This window comes from Streptomyces sp. HUAS ZL42 (genome assembly GCF_040782645.1).
GTDB lineage: Bacteria > Actinomycetota > Actinomycetes > Streptomycetales > Streptomycetaceae > Streptomyces.
In genome coordinates this window covers 8,433,103-8,449,362 of the sequence record NZ_CP160403.1, presented here as the reverse complement: position 1 = coordinate 8,449,362, position 16,260 = coordinate 8,433,103, and the positions used below count along the sequence as shown (strand labels likewise).

The following is a 16,260-nucleotide window of genomic DNA, read 5'->3' as shown; positions in this document are numbered from 1 at the left end:
CGGGACAAAGGAGTCATGGCAGTCACGACGTCCAGGAACAAGGAGGCGGTCTTGTCCACACCTGCTGCGGAGCACGCCCCGGGTCAGGCCCCGGCCGACGGCATCGCGGCCCGCGCCCGCGGTCTGACCAAGGCGTACGGCTCGGGCGAGACGACCGTGCTCGCCCTGGACTCGGTGGACGTGGACATCGCGCGCGGCCGCTTCACCGCTGTCATGGGGCCCTCGGGGTCCGGGAAGTCCACATTGATGCACTGTCTGGCGGGACTCGACACCGTCTCGGCCGGACAGGTGTGGCTCGGCGACACCGAGATCACGGGCCTGAAGGAGCGGGAGCTGACCCGGCTGCGGCGGGACCGCATCGGCTTCATGTTCCAGTCGTTCAACCTGATCCCGACGCTCAACGCGGTCGAGAACATCACTCTGCCCATGGACATCGCGGGCCAGAAGCCCGACCCGAAGTGGCTGGACCAGGTCATCGACACCCTGGGGCTGCGCGACCGGCTCAAGCACCGGCCGGCCCAGCTCTCCGGCGGCCAGCAGCAGCGCGTCGCCTGCGCCCGTGCGCTCGCCTCGCGTCCCGAGCTGATCTTCGCGGACGAACCGACCGGCAACCTCGACTCGCGCGCGGGCCTCGAGGTCCTCGCCTTCCTGCGCAACGCCGTCGACGACCTCGGGCAGACCGTCGTCATGGTCACCCATGACCCGGGCGCCGCCGCCCACTCCGACCTGGTGCTGTTCCTTGGGGACGGGCGGATCGTGGACGAGATGGAACGGCCGACCGCGGAGGCGGTGCTGGAACGTATGCGCCTTTTCACCGGGGGAACCCCCCAGACCCCCGGCTTCGATGTGATCCGCAGTCAGTTCGACGACGCGGCCAAGGAGGACTGAGGCGGTGCTCAAGGCAACGCTCAGGAGCTTCCTCGCCCACAAGGGGCGGCTGATGCTCTCCGCCCTGGCCGTCGTCCTGTCAGTGGCGTTCGTCGCGGGCAGTCTGATCTTCTCCGACACGGTGACCCGCACCTTCGACCGGCTCTTCGCGTCGACGTCGGCCGACGTGACGGTGGCGCCGAAGGACGACCTGAACGCGTCCGTGCCCACCGGCGCCGTCCAGACCGTGCCCGCCTCGCTCGCCGGCCGCCTCACCGGGGTCGACGGGGTCGCGTCGAGCCGCGCGGGGGTGGGCGTCGAGAACATCACGGTGGTCGACAGCAAGAACAAGTCGGTCGGACCCACCACCGGCGCCCCCACGATCGCCACCGACTGGTACCCCACCGATCGCAGCCCGGTGAAGCTGACCTCGGGCCACGCCCCGCGCGGCGCCGGTGAGGCGCTGCTCGACGCGGACACCGCCGACAAGAAGCACGTGAAGATCGGCGACACGCTGACGGTGCTGGCCCAGCCCGGCACCTTCAAGGTCGAGATCGTCGGCATCGCCACCTTCACGACCACCAACCCGGGCGCGGCCCTCGTCTTCCTCGACCCCGAGACCGCCGCCAAGCAGCTGCTGGGCTCCGCGGACAAGGCCACCAGCATCGAGGTGGACGCGGCACAGGGGGTGACCGACGCCGAACTCAAGCGCCGCGTCGTCGCCGCGCTCGGCAGCACGTCCTACGACGTGAAGACCGCCGACGAACAGGCCAAGTCGTCGGCCGAGGACCTGGGCGGCTTCCTCGACGTCATCAAGTACGTGATGCTGGGCTTCGCCGGGATCGCCGTCCTGGTCGGCGTCTTCCTGATCGTCAACACGTTCTCGATGCTGATCGCCCAACGCACCCGGGAGCTCGGTCTGCTGCGCGCCCTCGGCGCCGACCGGCGCCAGGTGCGCAGATCGGTCCTCACGGAGGCGATCCTCCTCGGCGTCGTCGGCTCGACCCTGGGCCTGGCGGCCGGCATCGGGCTCGCGGCCGGGCTGATCAAGCTCATGGGCGTGTTCGGGATGAACCTCAAGACCACCGAGATGGTCATCGGATGGGGGACTCCCGTGGCGGCGTACGTCGTCGGCGTCGGCGTCACCTTCGTGGCGGCGTATCTGCCGGCCCGGCGTGCGGCGGTCGTGTCGCCGATGGCCGCGCTCGCGGACGCCGAGATCGCCGGTGTGGGCCGCCCGTTGCGTGTGCGCGCGGTGGTCGGCGCGGTGATCGGAGCGGCCGGGACGGCCGCGCTCGTGGGCTGCGCCCTCTCGTCGAAGACCGGCTCGGCGGCCTCTCTGCTGGGCCTCGGCGTCGTCCTCACACTGATCGCGACCGTCATCGCGGGCCCGCTCCTGGTGCGCCCGGTGATCCGGGTGCTCGGCGCGGCCTTCCCGGCGCTGTTCGGGTCGGTCGGCCGCATGAGCCTGCGCAACGCCCTGCGCAATCCGCGTCGTACGGGCGCCACGGCGGCGGCGCTGATGGTGGGGCTGGCGCTGGTCGGCGGCATGTCGGTGGCGAGTGCCTCGATGTCGAAGTCCTTCGACGAGCAGATCGACAAGACGCTGGGTGCCGACTTCGTGATCCAGAACGCCAACTTCACGCCGTTCACGCAGGAGGTCACCGACAAGGTGCGCGGCACGGAGGGCGTCGGTCTCGTCGTACGGCAGCGGTTCGCGCCGCTCGCGGTAACCCTGCCCGACGGCAAGCGGATCGAGACGACCGCCGGCGGATACGACGACCGGCTCGACGACGTCGCCCAGGTCGTGTACGCGCAGGGCGACACGGCTGCCGCCCTGGCCGACGGCGCCATCGGCATGGACGTCGACTTCGCCAAGGACCACGACGTGCGGGTCGGCAGCGTGATCCCCGTCGAGTTCCCCGGCGACCAGCGGACCGAGTTGAAGGTGGGTGCCCTCACCGACCAGGACTCCGCCGACGGGTTCGGGATGCAGGGCGGGCTGTTCTTCGGCATCGCGACCGTCGAGAAGTACATCCCGGGCGGCCAGGACTCCGTGCTGTACGTGAACGCGGCCTCCGGCACGAGCGCCGACCAGCTGCGCGCGCGACTGGACCGGGCACTCGAGCCGTATCCGCAGGTGCAGGTGCGTGACCTGGCCGACTACAAGAAGCTGGTCCACGACCAGGTCGCCGTACTGCTCTACCTCGTGTACGCGCTGCTCGGCCTCGCGATCGTTATCGCGGTGCTCGGCGTGGTCAACACCCTCGCCCTGTCGGTGGTCGAGCGCACGCGCGAGATCGGGCTGCTGCGGGCCATCGGGCTCGCCCGGCGGCAGCTGCGCCGGATGATCCGGCTGGAGTCGGTGATGATCGCGGTGTTCGGGGCGGTGCTGGGCCTTGCGCTGGGACTGGTGTGGGGCGTGTGCACCCAGCAGGTGCTGGCGCTGCAGGGCATGAAGGCGCTGGCGATTCCGTGGGGCACGGTCGTCGCGGTGGTGATCGGCTCGGCGGTCGTGGGCATCGTCGCGGCGCTGCTGCCCGCGTTGCGTGCATCCCGCATGAATGTGCTGGCAGCAATCGCGCACGAGTGATGGAATCGCGGCAGGTACTCAAGTCCCTTGCGGGTGAGGAGAGTTCATGCCGCGTTCCTTCCGCTTCGGTGTCAGCCTGATCCATCCCTCCCCCGCCGAAGAGTGGCGGGCCAAGTGCCGGCGGGCCGAGGAACTCGGTTACGACGTGATCCTGGTCCCCGACCACCTCGGCATGCCGGCGCCGTTCCCGGCCCTGGTCGCGGCCGCCGAGGCCACCGAGCGGCCTCGGCTGGGCACGTTCGTCCTCAACGCGGGTTTCTGGAACCCGGCGCTGCTGGCCCGCGAGGTGGCGACGACGGACGCGCTCACCGGCGGCCGCCTCGAACTCGGCCTCGGTGCCGGCTACGTACGGGCGGAGCACGACACGGCGGACCTGCCGTGGGGTTCACCGGGTGAGCGAGTGGACCATCTGCGGCGTACGGTCGAGGAGTTGGACCGGCTGCTCGGCTCCGGCGAGCAGCAACCGCAACCGGCACAGAAGCCACGGGTGCCGCTGCTGATCGGCGGCAACGGCGACCGCGTGCTGCGCCTCAGCGCCCAGCACGCCGACATCGCGGCGTTCGGAGGCGCGTACGCGGACCCCACGAGCACGACGGGCCGGCTCGTCCCTATCACGGCGGAGCGGTTCGACGAACGGGTGGCCCGGTACCGGGGGTTCGCGGCGGGCCGCAAGGAGCCCGCGGAGCTGAACCTGCTCCTGCAGATGGTCGTCGTCACCGAGGACCGCGAGGGCGTGGTCCAGCCCCTGCTCGACCGGCTGCCGGAAGTGACCCTGGAACAGGCGCTGGCGCTGCCCATCCTCCTGCTCGGCCCACTGGAGCGGATCGTCGAGCAGGTGCTGGCGCAGCGCGAGCGGTACGGGTTCACGTACCTGACCGTGTTGGAGCCGTACATGGAGGCCTTCGCACCGGTGATGGCCCGCCTGCGCGGGCAGTGACCGTCCGCATGCCGGAATTCCGCGTCCCGCGACTCCGGCCGTGATGGGATCGCCGCATGCCTGAACTGCGGATACGGGCCGCGACGCCCGACGACCTCGACACCGTGCTCGCCTTCTGGAAGACGGCCGCCGAGGGCACGAGCATCAGCGACGACCGGGAGGGCGTGGAGCGGCTGGTCGCCCGCGACCCCGAGGCGCTGATGCTGGCCGAGGTGGACGGCGAGCTGGTCGGCACGGTGATCGCCGGTTTCGACGGGTGGCGCTGCCACCTGTACCGGCTGGCGGTGCACCCGCAGCGGCGGCGGCAGGGCATCGGCTCGGCGCTGCTCAACGCCGCGGAGGAACGGTTCGTACGGCTCGGCGGGCGCCGTGGCGACGCGATGGTGCTGACGCGCAACGAGACCGCACATCATGCGTGGCGTGCCGCGGGGTATGCGCCCCAGGAGCGCTGGCGGCGCTGGGTGAAGCCGTTCACCGGCTGAGCTTCTTTGCCTATCCTTTACCATTGGAGGACCGCATGCGGTTCCGATCCGGTCCTCCAATGAAAGGTGTGAGCGTCCGCCCATGGGCGAGCCTCCCGGTACGCGACATCGCGCGATCCTCCCTGCCCTGGCCGACCATGGGACGGAGGTGACCCGATGACCGAAGTGCTCCTCCTGCTGGTGGCGATCCTGCTGTCGTTCGCCTGCGGTGCCTTCGTCGCGGCCGAGTTCTCCCTGACCACGGTCGAGCGCAGCGAACTGGAGCGGGCCGTGGAGCGCGGCGAGCGGGGGGCGTCGGGCGCGCTCAAGGCCGTTCGGAACCTGACCTTCCAGCTCTCCGGGGCCCAGCTCGGCATCACTGTCACCAACCTGGTCGTCGGCATGCTCGCCGAGCCGTCCATCGCCACCCTGATCGCGGGACCGCTGGAGTCGCTCGGCATCTCGCGCTCCACGGCCTCCTCCGTGGCGCTGGTGCTCGGCACGGCCCTGTCGACCGTCTTCCTGATGGTCGTCGGCGAACTCGTGCCCAAGAACTGGGCGATCTCCTCACCGCTTCCGATGGCCAAGCGGGTGGGCAACGCGCAGCGCTGGTTCAGCGCCGCCTTCCGCCCCTTCATCACCCACCTCAACAACGCCGCGAACCGTGTGGTGCGCCGCCTCGGGGTGGAACCCACCGAGGAGCTGGCCGCCGCACGCGGACCGCAGGAGCTGGCCGCCCTGGCCCGGCACTCCGCCCGGGAGGGCGCCCTGGAGCCGGACACCGCCGAGCTGTTCGTACGGACACTGAACCTCGCCGACCTGACCGCGGAGAACGTGATGACGCCGCGGGTCCAGGTCATCGCCCTGGACGCCCAGGCGACGTGCGAGGACGTGGCGAACGCCACCCGGGCGACGGGCCTGTCCCGCTTCCCCGTCTACCGCGGCAACCTCGACTCGGTCGTCGGTACCGCCCACGTGAAGGACGTACTGGCGCTGCCCGCGGAGCGCCGGCCCCGGGTGCCCGTCTCCGAGCTGATGCGCGAACCGCTGCTCGTGCCGGAATCCCTGACCGTGGACCGGCTGCTCGACCGGCTGTCCGGGAAGCGCACGATGGCCGTGGTCATCGACGAGTACGGCGGTACGGCGGGAGTCGCCACGCTCGAGGACATCGTCGAGGAGGTCGTCGGCGAGGTGCGGGACGAGCACGACCCCCACGAAACGCCCGACCTGGCCCCGGCCGGCACGGACGAGGAGGGACGCAGCCTGTACTCGGCGGACGGCGCGGCCCGCGTCGACCAGCTCGCCGTCGTCGGTCTGCGGCCGCCCGAGGGGCCGTACGAGACGCTGGCCGGCCTCGTGGCGACGGAGCTCGGCCGCATACCGGCCGTCGGCGACACCCTGGAGGTCGCCGGATGGCGGCTGGACGTGGTGGACGCGACGGGGCACAGGGCGGCCCGGGTTCTGCTGCACGCGCCGCTCGACGACTCCGTCGAGAAGGGGGGCCTGCGGTGACCGCCGTACAGCTGCTGATCGGTCTGGCGACCCTCGTCGTCAACGCCTTCTTCGTCGGCGCCGAGTTCGCGCTGATCTCCGTACGACGCTCCCAGATCGAGCCGTACGCCGAGCACGGCGACCGGCGGGCCAGGAGCGTGCTGTGGGGTCTGCAGCACGTGTCCGCGCTGATGGCGGCCGCGCAGCTCGGCATCACACTGTGCACCCTGGTGCTCGGTGTGGTCGCGGAGCCGGCGATCGCTCACCTGCTGGAGCCGGTGTTCCACGCGCTGGGCGTGCCCAAGAGCGCCGGGCACGCGGTGTCCTTCGTGATCGCGCTGACCCTGGCGACGTACCTGCACATGCTGCTGGGCGAGATGGTGCCGAAGAACATCGCGCTCGCCGAGCCGGTGCGCACCGCGCTGGCGCTCGGTCCACCCCTGGTCGCGCTGTCCCGGGCGCTGCGCCCGGTGGTCTTCGCGATCAACGCCTTCGCGAACGCCCTGCTGAAGCTGATGCGGATCGAGACCCGGGACGAGGTCACCGCGGCCTTCTCGGACGCCCAGCTCGCCCAGATCGTGAAGGACGCCGGCGAGGCGGGCCTCATCGACGACCGGGCGCAGGAGCGGCTGCACGACGCGCTGGAGCTGGGCCGCAGGCCCGTCCGCGACGTGGTCCTGCCACTGGAACGCGTCGTCCACGCGCGCGTGGGCGTCACGCCGGAGGAACTGGAGCGGCTGGCGGCCGAATCCGGCTTCTCCCGCTTCCCCGTGGTGGACGAGGGACGCCGGATCGTCGGCTATCTCCATGTGAAGGACGCGCTGGACGCCTCGCCGCGCAACGAGCCGTTCCAGCTGCGGGACATGCGGTCCATCGCGCGCGTACGGGAGACCACGCCGCTGGACGACGTGCTCACCGCGATGCGGGGCAGCCGTACGCACCTCGCGGCCGTGCTCGAGTCCGAGGGACGGCTGGCGGGTCTGGTGACCATGGAGGACGTACTGCGGGAGCTGTTCGGGCAGCGGGCGTGAGAAGCCGGGGCCGCGCGGGCCGACCGACCGATGGGTATGGAGCTCGGGATACCATCTCTGTCGCCATGGAGACGAACCCCACTCACACCAGCCTGGTCGCGGTCGGCGACTCCTTCACCGAGGGCATGTCGGACCTGCTGCCCGACGGCTCCTACCGGGGCTGGGCCGACCTCCTCGCGGGGCGGATGGCCGCCCGCACGCCCGGTTTCCGGTACGCCAATCTCGCCGTGCGCGGCAAGCTGATCGGGCAGATCGTCGAGGAGCAGGTGGACGTGGCGGCCGCCATGGACGCCGACGTCATCACGCTGGTCGGCGGCCTGAACGACACGCTGCGCCCCAAATGCGACATGGGGCGCGTGCGGGGGCTGCTCACGGAGGCCGTGGAACGGCTGGCCCCCTCGTGCAAGCAGCTGGTGCTGATGCGCAGCCCGGGCCGGCAGGGTCCGGTCCTGGAGCGGTTCCGGCCGCGCATGGAGGAGCTGTTCGCCTGCATCGACGAACTCGCCGCCCGGCACGGCGCGCTGGTCGTCGACCTGTACGGGGCTGCGTCGCTCGGCGACCCGCGGCTGTGGGACGTGGACCGGCTGCACCTGACGGCCGAGGGGCACCGCCGGGTCGCCGAGGCGGTCTGGCAGGGGCTCGGCTACGAGCCCGAGGACACCGACTGGCACACGCCGATGCCGGCGACGGTCCCACCTGGCTGGGTCACGCGGCGCGTCACGGACGTCCGGTTCACCCGGCAGCACCTGCTGCCGTGGATCGGCCGCCGTCTGACGGGCCGGTCCTCCGGCGACGGACTGCCGCCCAAGCGGCCCGAGCTGCTGCCCTACGAGGGGCCGGCGGCGTAGGCGGTCGTCATGACGACGCGCGTGATCAACCTCCGGGGCCGGATCCACGAGTTCGGCCCCCGGCTGGAACACGCGCCGCAGGACGTGGTCTACGTCGGCCGCCGCTGGACCCTGGGCGGCTGGGACCTGCCCCGCCATGCGCTGTACAACCCCTTCGCCTACGACACCCCGAAGAAGAAGCGCGACGGCACCCGGGCCGAGGTGATGGCCATGTACCGGGCGTATCTGCTGGATCGGCCCGAGCTGCTCGAGCTGGTCGACGGCCTGCGCGGGAAGACACTGGCCTGCTGGTGCGCGCCGGAGCCGTGCCACGCCGGGGTGCTGGCCGAGCTCGCGGACTCCTCGGGGTGACGGGCGTCTCGTAGGTTCCGCCAAACGGGACTGTGGCGCTGGCCTGCACGAATCGCCAGTAGAATCCGTCTACTGTTCTACCTTCCACACTATCTGTGCAGGTCAGGTGGTATGGAGAGTGGCCCACTAGAGATCATCTCTCACATTTTCTCACCGGACGCTTTTGGATCACCTCCGTGGAAGGCGTCCCACGCAGCCGCCGCGACCCGCATGTCCTCGGGCGCAACGTGCACGTATTTCCGCTTCGTGAAGTTCGCGTTCGTGTGTCCCGCCCACGCGGCCAGCACCACATCCGGGACGCCGCCGTTCACAGCGAGGTAGGTCAGACAGGAATGCCGAGCGTCGTACAGACGCACCTGCCGCAGGCCAAGACGGCGCATCAGCCGGTAGGCGTGCTCGCGCAGCTGCCGGGTGTTCAGCGGAAGCCCGAGTTCGTCGACGAGGACGTACCCGGTGTCCGTGTAGCCCTCCCCCGCAGCCAGCCTCTCCCGGGCCTGCTGCGCCTTGAACTTCTTCAGCGCCTCCCATGGCCATTGCGGGAGCGGCAGCGCACGCTCGCCCGCGGCCGTCTTGGCGTCCTTCTCCAGCACCTTGACGTTGCCGATCATCGTGCGGGTGTTGGTCATCTCGAGGACACCGAGTTGCAGGTCAATGTCCGACCAGCGTTGCCCGCACACCTCAGCCGGCCGCAGACCCATCAGGCTGAGCAGCATCGGCGCATACAGCCGGTCCTGCTCGATGCCGCGGATGAACACCTGCACCTCGTCGACGGTCCACGGCTTCGGCTTGTCGCGCTCCCGCTTGTCCGTCTTCTTGTCGGCGAGCGACACCCGCACGAACTGAGCCGGGTTGACCGGGATCAGCTTCCGTACAACGGCCCGCCCCAGCGCTTCACGGAGACGGACCATAATCCCGCCCACAGTGGACACCGCCAGACGCGTACCGGGCTCGCCGCCCTTGCGACGGCCCGTGGCCACGATCTCGTCAATGCAGTCCTGCAGCTGGTCCTCGGTGAGTTCCTGCAGCCGGACGTGCCCGAGGCGGTCGTAGACGTGGACCAGGGCGAGCCGGTACGTGCGGATCGTCGTCTCCTCGACGTCCCGCTGCTTGTACTCAAGCCACTGGTCAAGCCACTCCCCCAGCGTGATCTTGTTGGGGGCGATGAAGGTCCCCGCGGACCGCTCAGCGACGATCCGGGAACGCTCCGCCAGAACCTCCTTCCTCGTGTCCTTCGTGATCGTGAGTTGAATCCGCTTGCCGTTCTCGTCGCGGCCGGCGTCGACCACGGTGCGGTAGCGGGTCTTGCCGTTCTGCAGGGTGACCTTTTTGATCTCGGCCATTCCCTCCCCCTCCTACGCGGATCCCGCTCCCGCGGGCGGCCTCACTCTTGTTCCTTCAAGAACCGTCGCAGCGCTTCGGGATTGGACAGCAGGGCGCTGATCAGGTCGGAGAGCTGTGTCGTCGTGGCGGCCTGCTGCGCGGCGGCGCCTTCAAAGTGAGGACCACCCGGGCGCATCCACGGCGGCCGGGAGTACAGGGCGTACTCAAGCGTGGCCGCATAGGCGCTGTCCTCCGGCATGTGCAGCGGGCGCGTCCCGTCCACCCAGGCCCAAGCCGTGTCCGATTGGACCTCGCCACCGCCGGTGACCTCAAACCGGTCTTCCGGTGAGCTGGTTGGCGGCAGGAGAAGAGCGGAGGGCGAGACCCCAAGCACCACAGCGAGCGCCGTGAGGTCGTCGACGTCAACCCGCCGTTCGCCCTTCTCGATCCGCGTGATGCCGGTGGGCGGGATCGGCTGGCCAGCCGCCTTCAAGGCGTCCGCCAACCTTGTCGTGGACAGTCCGCGGGCCTTACGGAGCCGCTTCAAGTTAGCGGCCACGTGCCGGCTGGTGGGGCCCCATCCTGCGCCCTCAGGTAGCTCTTCAGTCTCGATTGCTGTCACTTTCGCAGCGTCCCATGCGGAACCTTGCACAGTCAACGACACTCCCGTACAGTCCGAGTATCGCAGTGACCGCTGCGAATCTTGGAGGTTGTCATGCGCAATAGCGCATCTGACGCGCTCAATCTCGATGAGTGGCTGACGCCGGCTGAGGCTGCCAAGCTCGCCAAGCTCAGCGTTCGCACGCTGTCGGACAAGCGCTGGAAGGGCACCGGCCCGCGCTACACAAAGCTCTCGCCCGGCAAGGGCGGCCGCATCCGCTACCGCCGCGGCGACGTCCTCGCCTGGCTCGCGGGTGACCAGCCAGTAAGGGCCGCCTGATGAAGGCCGCACCGCCGACCCTCGACGAAATCCGCGGATGGCCCGCCGCAGTCGGAGTCCCCGACGCAGCACGCGCCATCGGCATCTCGAAGTCCCAGATGTACGCGCTGATCAACCGCGGCGAGGCGCCCGTCAAGGTCCTCAGCTTCGGCACCCGACACCGGGTCGTCACCGCCTCGATCGTGAAGCTCCTCGAAGCCGCGTAACGACAGCGCCCCCCGCCAGACATGACGAGACCCCGGGCAATCCGCTCGCCAGCAGACCCGGGGCCACATCACAGAAAGGAACGACGCCAATGACAACACTGCCACAGCCGCCCAGCGCCGTACACCGCGACCTCGCCGACCAGGCATACGAGCAGCTGCTCGACGCCGACAACCTCACCACCGCCCAACTGGAACGGCTGATCGGACTCGCCGGCCGCAACCACGGACCCGCGCTCCTAGAAGAGGCCTACAGCGAAGCGAAGATCTCGGCCGAGACAGTGACCGCACTCATCGGCGGCATCTGGTCGGGGGCGGAATTCCCCGACCGGCAACTCGACCACGACACCTGGCGCTGGCTGTTCGACATCGCCGGATTCACGATCGACGGAATCCCGGCACCCCGCCCGACCGAGCCCATCCTCCTGTGGCGCGGCACCGTACCCGAGCGCCGAACCGACTGGTCCTGGACCACCGACCGGAAGGTCGCCGACGAATTCGCCGCAGGATCCGGCGGACGCCCGCCCGGTCGCCTGTACACGGTCCTCGCCCCGCCCGAGGCACTCCTGTGCGCCAACAACAGCCGCAACGAAGCCGAGTACGTCATCGACACCCGCGGCCTCACCGTCTTCGAAGCCCCCTGAGCCAGGGCCGGCCGCGCTCACGGGCGCGGCCAATTGATTCCCATCTGTTTCCGCGAGGACCGGCCAGCCCGGCAACCCGCAGCCTCGCACTCGCGGTAAGGAACGCAGAGTTGAACGAGAACCAGGACGCCCGCCACATGGCAGGCAGCGGGCGTCACAACGTCCAGGCGAGGACTCTGATCAGCGTACCCACCAATTCGGCCGCCGCGCCCGTCAAGGGCGCTGCTGCTCTCTGGTACGCGACCGCCCAGGGCTGGCGCGTGATTGCCCTTCACCACATCACGCAGGCTGGAACTTGCTCGTGCGGCAACCGGGATCAGGATCCCGAGCACGACTACAAACAGGGCGGCAAGCATCCCCTGCACAGTGCCTGGCAGGACAAGGCGACCACGGACGCCGACACGATCACCAGCTGGTGGCGTGCACGCCCGCAGGCGAACGTCGGGATCGCGACCGGCCGACAGTCCGGGATCTTCGTCCTCGACGTCGACCCGGACAACGGGGGCAACGAGTCTCTGGCAAAGCTTGAAGCGGAGTACGGGACGCTGCCGGCGACCTGGTACGTCGAGACGGGATCGGGCGGCGGGCACTGGTACTTCAACTATCCCGACTTCGAGATCACCAACGCCACGAAGGCGCTGCGGGCTCTTGGGATCAACGGCATCGACATCCGCGGTGACGGTGGCCAGGTAGTGGCCCCTCCGTCCGTGTCCGGCAAGGGTCCGTATATCTCGACCAAGACAACTCTCGCAGACGCTCCGGAGTGGCTACTCGAGATCCTCCGCCCGAAGCCGCGGGTGCAACAGCCGGCGGAACGACGGAGCTACACCTTCACGTCCGACCGCATCGACCAGTACACGCGCAAGGCCGTACAGGAAGAGTGCGATCAGGTCGTAGGCGCCCCCGACGGCGACCAGAACAACACGATCAACATCGCGGCGTACAACATCGGACAACTCGTCGGGGCTGGGGCGCTCACCGAGAACGAGGCGCGTGACGCCCTGCTCTCAGCAGCCCGCGCGGGCAACCATCCCGAGGGGCGCGCACTCCGCACGATCGAGTCCGGTCTCACAGCAGGCATGGCCGACCCGCGCCGCCCCTGGCCACCCGTCTCCAACGTGACGGAGTCGCAGACCCCGGAGCGCATCAAACGCGGCGTATACGGCAGCGAGACGGACGCGCGGGACCACTTCGCCGAGCCCCCGGACCCGCTCGGCGGTGCCGAAATGCCACCACCGTCACCCATCGACATCGACGCCGTGGTGCCGTCCGTACTCGCCGCTATGTCCAAGAACGTCGCTGCTCACCTGCAGGTGCCCGTAGAGGCCCCCGCACTGATGGGTTTGTCAGTTCTTTCCGTCGCAGCGCTCGGACGCTTCGAGGTCTGTGACGCAAGGTCCGGCTGGAAGCAGCCGCCCATCGTCCGCACGCTTACGCTGCTCCGCTCCGGGGAGCGCAAGAGCGACACGGTCCGCATCATGGCGCGCCCCCTCAAGTCAGCAGAACGCGAACGATGGATGGCCCATCAGGAAGCCCTCAAGGATGCCGAGACCGAACGGGAAAAGATCGAGTTCGGCCTTGAAGAGGTCCGCTCGAAGCTGAAGCGCGACTCATCGAACTCATCATTGCTCGCGGAGTTCGACGGGCTTAAGGCCAAGCTAGCCGGCCTTCCCGATCCGTCCGCGAACCCGCCGCAGCTCACCATCAGTGACTCTACCCCCGAGGCTCTCGTGCAGGCCCTGCACGACAACAAGGAGTGCCTGGGGATGCTCGTCGCCGAAGACACGCTCTTCGCGCAGATCGCAGGCATGTACTCCGGAACGCCGAACCTCGGCATCTATCTGTCCTCGTATGACGAGGAGGAGTACATCGTCAACCGCGTCGGCAAGGGTGTCCGCATCCTGTGGAACCCGGCGCTCGCCATCGGGATGCTGGTTCAGCCGCACGTCGTCGAGAACGCGGCCAGCATCCCCGGCGCGCGCAGCAGTGGCCTTCTCGGGCGATGGATCTTCAGCGTTCCCAAGTCCCTCATGGGTGAACGTCTCATCGCAAGCCCACCCCTCGACCAGGACACTGGTAACGCTTGGGAAGCCGCGGTCAAGAACCTTCTCAGCATGCCCATGCGGCCAGAGATCACCCCGGTCCTCTACCTGAGCGACGCGGCTCACCAAGGGCTGAACGACTTCCGCGCCTGGCTGGAGCCCACGCAGAAGGAAGTCGTCGGCCGCTACGCCCACATGACCGACTGGACAGGCAAGATCGCAGGAACCGTCCTGCGTCTCTCCGGCCTCTACCACCTGGCGGACGGACGCCCTATTGGCGAACCCATCGGCGCCGACGTCATGCTTCGGGCCGTACAGCTGGGCAGGTGGGCGTGCGGGCACGCCGAATACGTCCACCGCGTATGGCGCACCGCCGAGTCCAACCCCGGCGTCGAGTGGATCCTCAAGTGGCTCCGCACCCGCGACACGGACACCTTCACCCGCCGCGAACTCACGCGCAGCGGCTGCAGCAGGCAGGACTGGTACACACCGCAGGCCCTCGACGAGGCGCTCGCGGAACTCCACCGAACCCGGTGGATCGCCTCCGTCGCCGACACGGACGCATCGGGTCGACAGAAGAGTGCCGCCACGTTCATCGTCCACCCGGCCCTGAAGGGAGGGCCGCAGCATGACTGAGACCCTCCCGCTCCGGGACTACCAGCGTGCGGCAATCGACAAGCTCACCGAAGGGTGGCGAGCGGGCAGAGTACGGCTGGCCGTTGTGCTGCCCACAGGTGCAGGCAAGACCGTCGTGTTCAGTCACCTTGCCAACCTCATACATCACCGCCAGCACGTGCGCACGCTGATCATCGCGCACCGAGACGAGCTCATTCAGCAGGCCGCCGCCAAGGTGAAGGCCGTAGCCCCGCACCTCACCGTGGGCATCGTCAAGGCGGAGCAAGATGAGCACCAGGACGCCGACGTCATCGTCGCCAGCATCCAGACCCTCGCAGTACCCAAACGACGGGTAGCCATCACCGGTATCGGCCTGGTCATCGTCGACGAAGCGCACCACGCTGCGGCACCCACATACGTCGACGTCCTCAAGCACTTCGGGTGCTTCGACCGCACCCCGACAGCCGGCTTCACCGCGACGATGAAACGCGAAGACGGCGGCCTTGCCACCGTATGGGAAGAGGTCGTTTACACCCGGGACATCCTGGAGATGATCCGCGACCGGCACCTCGTCGACGTCAGGGGCAAGAAGGTTGTCGTCGACGAGCTCGCCCTCGACGATGTTGCCTCCCGCGGCGGGGACTTCCAGGAAGGGCAACTCGGCCAGGCCCTCGACGACTCCGGCGCATCCAAGGTTGTAGCCGACGCCTACATTGAGCACGCGGCCGACCGGCCCGGCGTCGTCTTCACGCCAACCGTCGCAACCGCCCACACCATGGCCGAAGCGCTCACCGCGGCCGGCATACCCACTGGCGTTGTGTCGGGGGAGATGCCGCGCGCCGAACGCGTCGACACGCTAACCAAGTTCAGCAGCGGCGAACTGCAGGTGCTGTCCAACTGCTCCGTCCTCACAGAAGGGTTCGACGCCCCCTGGACGTCATGCGCGGTCATCGCCCGGCCGACCCGCTCCGTCGTCCTCTACACGCAGATGGTCGGCCGCGTCCTGCGCCCCTGGAAGGGCAAGACCGACGCACTTGTACTCGACGTCACGGGCGCCTCAAGCCGCCACAAGCTCGCCTCCATCGTCGACCTCACCGACTACGAAGTCACCCAGCCGGAGGACGACGAGACCCTCGTCGACGCGGCCCGCCGCTCCAACGTCGGGCTGTCGCTGCCGCTGTCCACCATCGCCTGGGAAGACGTCGACCTCTTCCACAGCTCCGGCGCAGCCTGGCTCATGACCCGCGGGGGCGCCTGGTTCATCTCTGTGCCTGACGCCCACTACTTCCTTGTGGCTGGTAGCAGCCCCGAGGCGTACCGCATCCGCCGATGGATGCGCGGGGCCGGCGTCCAGACCCCCGACCTCGACACGGACTACCCCCTCGAGTACGCGATGCGGTGGGCCGAGATGTACGCCGCTAGGCACGGCGGCAGCATCGCTCGCCGAGACGCCTCGTGGCGCGCACGGCCCGCAACGGTGAAGCAGATCGCGGCCTGCCGCCGCAACAACATTCCCCTCCGCCCTGACGCCACCCAAGGGCTGGCCTCGGACGCGATGGCCATCTACTTCGCGTCACGCACTATCGACCGGTACACGTCGACGCTCGGCGGGATGGCTGCCTGATGACGGCGATCACCGTACAAAGCCAGACAAAGGTGGACGGCGACGCTGTCACCCCACCAACGTCGACAGCGCGTGACAACGTCGACAGCGCCAGGTGTCCACGTTTGAACACCTTTCAGACGACGAAAGTCGGGCAAAAGTCCCCATACGCGGACAGCGGTGCTGTCGACGTTGTCACCGCGCTGTCGACAGCGAACGCTGACAGCGTCAGCCCGCACGGCTGGGTACCTATGTCCGAATTCGCCCCGGCGTTCGCCCCCGAAAGCGCAGCCACTGGGGCGCCTGGGACCCAC

15 protein-coding genes are annotated in these 16,260 nt (G+C 69.1%); 13 read left to right on the top strand and 2 right to left on the bottom strand.

Features of this window, described 5'->3' with window-relative positions:
- Positions 1 to 51: 51 nt before the first annotated feature.
- From ABZO29_RS38570 to ABZO29_RS38535, 8 genes are all read left to right on the top strand, one after another.
- On the top strand, positions 52 to 888 hold the full coding sequence (locus ABZO29_RS38570; RefSeq protein WP_367326358.1) for an ABC transporter ATP-binding protein: 837 nt from the start codon (positions 52 to 54) through the stop codon (positions 886 to 888).
- Positions 889 to 892: 4 nt separating this feature from the next.
- Positions 893 to 3,460: an ABC transporter permease gene (locus tag ABZO29_RS38565; protein ID WP_367324828.1), complete on the top strand. Its 2,568-nt coding sequence runs from the start codon at positions 893 to 895 to the stop codon at positions 3,458 to 3,460.
- A 46-nt stretch (positions 3,461 to 3,506) separates the two neighbouring features.
- On the top strand, positions 3,507 to 4,397 hold the full coding sequence (locus ABZO29_RS38560) for an LLM class F420-dependent oxidoreductase (protein WP_367324827.1): 891 nt from the start codon (positions 3,507 to 3,509) through the stop codon (positions 4,395 to 4,397).
- A gap of 56 nt (positions 4,398 to 4,453) precedes the next feature.
- Positions 4,454 to 4,879, top strand: coding sequence for a GNAT family N-acetyltransferase (locus ABZO29_RS38555; protein WP_367324826.1), 426 nt, complete (start codon positions 4,454 to 4,456; stop codon positions 4,877 to 4,879).
- Between the two features lie 156 nt (positions 4,880 to 5,035).
- The gene (locus ABZO29_RS38550; protein WP_367324825.1) at positions 5,036 to 6,370 is read left to right on the top strand and encodes a hemolysin family protein; all 1,335 of its coding nucleotides are present in this window, start codon (positions 5,036 to 5,038) and stop codon (positions 6,368 to 6,370) included.
- Positions 6,367 to 7,380, top strand: a complete 1,014-nt coding sequence (locus ABZO29_RS38545) for a hemolysin family protein (RefSeq protein ID WP_367324824.1) — start codon at positions 6,367 to 6,369, stop codon at positions 7,378 to 7,380. Before ABZO29_RS38550 ends, ABZO29_RS38545 begins: the two co-directional genes overlap by 4 nt.
- A gap of 65 nt (positions 7,381 to 7,445) precedes the next feature.
- Positions 7,446 to 8,228: an SGNH/GDSL hydrolase family protein gene (locus tag ABZO29_RS38540; RefSeq protein ID WP_367324823.1), complete on the top strand. Its 783-nt coding sequence runs from the start codon at positions 7,446 to 7,448 to the stop codon at positions 8,226 to 8,228.
- 9 nt (positions 8,229 to 8,237) lie between these two features.
- Entirely contained in the window at positions 8,238 to 8,579 is a 342-nt protein-coding gene (locus ABZO29_RS38535) for a DUF4326 domain-containing protein (RefSeq protein WP_367324822.1), read from the top strand.
- A 140-nt stretch (positions 8,580 to 8,719) separates the two neighbouring features.
- Here the strand turns inward: ABZO29_RS38535 and ABZO29_RS38530 are convergent, their stop codons facing one another.
- Together ABZO29_RS38530 and ABZO29_RS38525 are read right to left on the bottom strand one after the other, a co-directional pair.
- Complete coding sequence (locus tag ABZO29_RS38530; RefSeq protein ID WP_367324821.1) at positions 8,720 to 9,919, bottom strand: tyrosine-type recombinase/integrase; 1,200 nt, start codon at positions 9,917 to 9,919, stop codon at positions 8,720 to 8,722.
- Between the two features lie 41 nt (positions 9,920 to 9,960).
- Entirely contained in the window at positions 9,961 to 10,458 is a 498-nt protein-coding gene (locus tag ABZO29_RS38525) for a helix-turn-helix domain-containing protein (protein WP_367326357.1), read from the bottom strand.
- A 156-nt stretch (positions 10,459 to 10,614) separates the two neighbouring features.
- Here ABZO29_RS38525 and ABZO29_RS38520 point away from each other — a divergent pair, with 156 nt between their 5' ends.
- The 5 genes from ABZO29_RS38520 (at position 10,615) to ABZO29_RS38500 (ending at position 15,967) form a co-directional block, all read left to right on the top strand.
- Positions 10,615 to 10,839 carry a helix-turn-helix domain-containing protein gene (locus ABZO29_RS38520; RefSeq protein ID WP_367324820.1) on the top strand — a complete coding sequence of 75 codons (225 nt, stop codon included), beginning with the start codon at positions 10,615 to 10,617 and terminating at the stop codon, positions 10,837 to 10,839.
- Positions 10,839 to 11,045: a DNA-binding protein gene (locus ABZO29_RS38515; protein ID WP_367324819.1), complete on the top strand. Its 207-nt coding sequence runs from the start codon at positions 10,839 to 10,841 to the stop codon at positions 11,043 to 11,045. Before ABZO29_RS38520 ends, ABZO29_RS38515 begins: the two co-directional genes overlap by 1 nt.
- An 89-nt stretch (positions 11,046 to 11,134) precedes the next feature.
- A complete protein-coding gene (locus ABZO29_RS38510) occupies positions 11,135 to 11,686 on the top strand; it encodes a hypothetical protein (protein ID WP_367324818.1) in 552 nt (183 codons plus the stop codon).
- Complete coding sequence (locus tag ABZO29_RS38505) at positions 11,611 to 14,364, top strand: DUF3987 domain-containing protein (RefSeq protein WP_367324817.1); 2,754 nt, start codon at positions 11,611 to 11,613, stop codon at positions 14,362 to 14,364. The genes ABZO29_RS38510 and ABZO29_RS38505 overlap by 76 nt, the downstream gene beginning before the upstream one ends.
- Positions 14,357 to 15,967, top strand: a complete 1,611-nt coding sequence (locus ABZO29_RS38500) for a DEAD/DEAH box helicase (RefSeq protein WP_367324816.1) — start codon at positions 14,357 to 14,359, stop codon at positions 15,965 to 15,967. The genes ABZO29_RS38505 and ABZO29_RS38500 overlap by 8 nt, the downstream gene beginning before the upstream one ends.
- The last annotated feature ends 293 nt before the right edge of the window (positions 15,968 to 16,260 follow it).

Excerpts from the sequence above, each read along its gene's own strand:
- ABZO29_RS38560 (WP_367324827.1), top strand. The coding sequence starts at position 3,507 with ATGCCGCGTTCCTTCCGCTTCGGTGTCAGCCTGATCCATCCCTCCCCC.
- ABZO29_RS38555 (WP_367324826.1), top strand. The coding sequence starts at position 4,454 with ATGCCTGAACTGCGGATACGGGCCGCGACGCCCGACGACCTCGACACC.
- ABZO29_RS38550 (WP_367324825.1), top strand. The coding sequence starts at position 5,036 with ATGACCGAAGTGCTCCTCCTGCTGGTGGCGATCCTGCTGTCGTTCGCC.
- ABZO29_RS38540 (WP_367324823.1), top strand. The coding sequence starts at position 7,446 with ATGGAGACGAACCCCACTCACACCAGCCTGGTCGCGGTCGGCGACTCC.
- ABZO29_RS38535 (WP_367324822.1), top strand. The coding sequence starts at position 8,238 with ATGACGACGCGCGTGATCAACCTCCGGGGCCGGATCCACGAGTTCGGC.
- ABZO29_RS38530 (WP_367324821.1), bottom strand. The coding sequence starts at position 9,919 with ATGGCCGAGATCAAAAAGGTCACCCTGCAGAACGGCAAGACCCGCTAC.
- ABZO29_RS38520 (WP_367324820.1), top strand. The coding sequence starts at position 10,615 with ATGCGCAATAGCGCATCTGACGCGCTCAATCTCGATGAGTGGCTGACG.
- ABZO29_RS38515 (WP_367324819.1), top strand. The coding sequence starts at position 10,839 with ATGAAGGCCGCACCGCCGACCCTCGACGAAATCCGCGGATGGCCCGCC.
- ABZO29_RS38510 (WP_367324818.1), top strand. The coding sequence starts at position 11,135 with ATGACAACACTGCCACAGCCGCCCAGCGCCGTACACCGCGACCTCGCC.
- ABZO29_RS38500 (WP_367324816.1), top strand. The coding sequence starts at position 14,357 with ATGACTGAGACCCTCCCGCTCCGGGACTACCAGCGTGCGGCAATCGAC.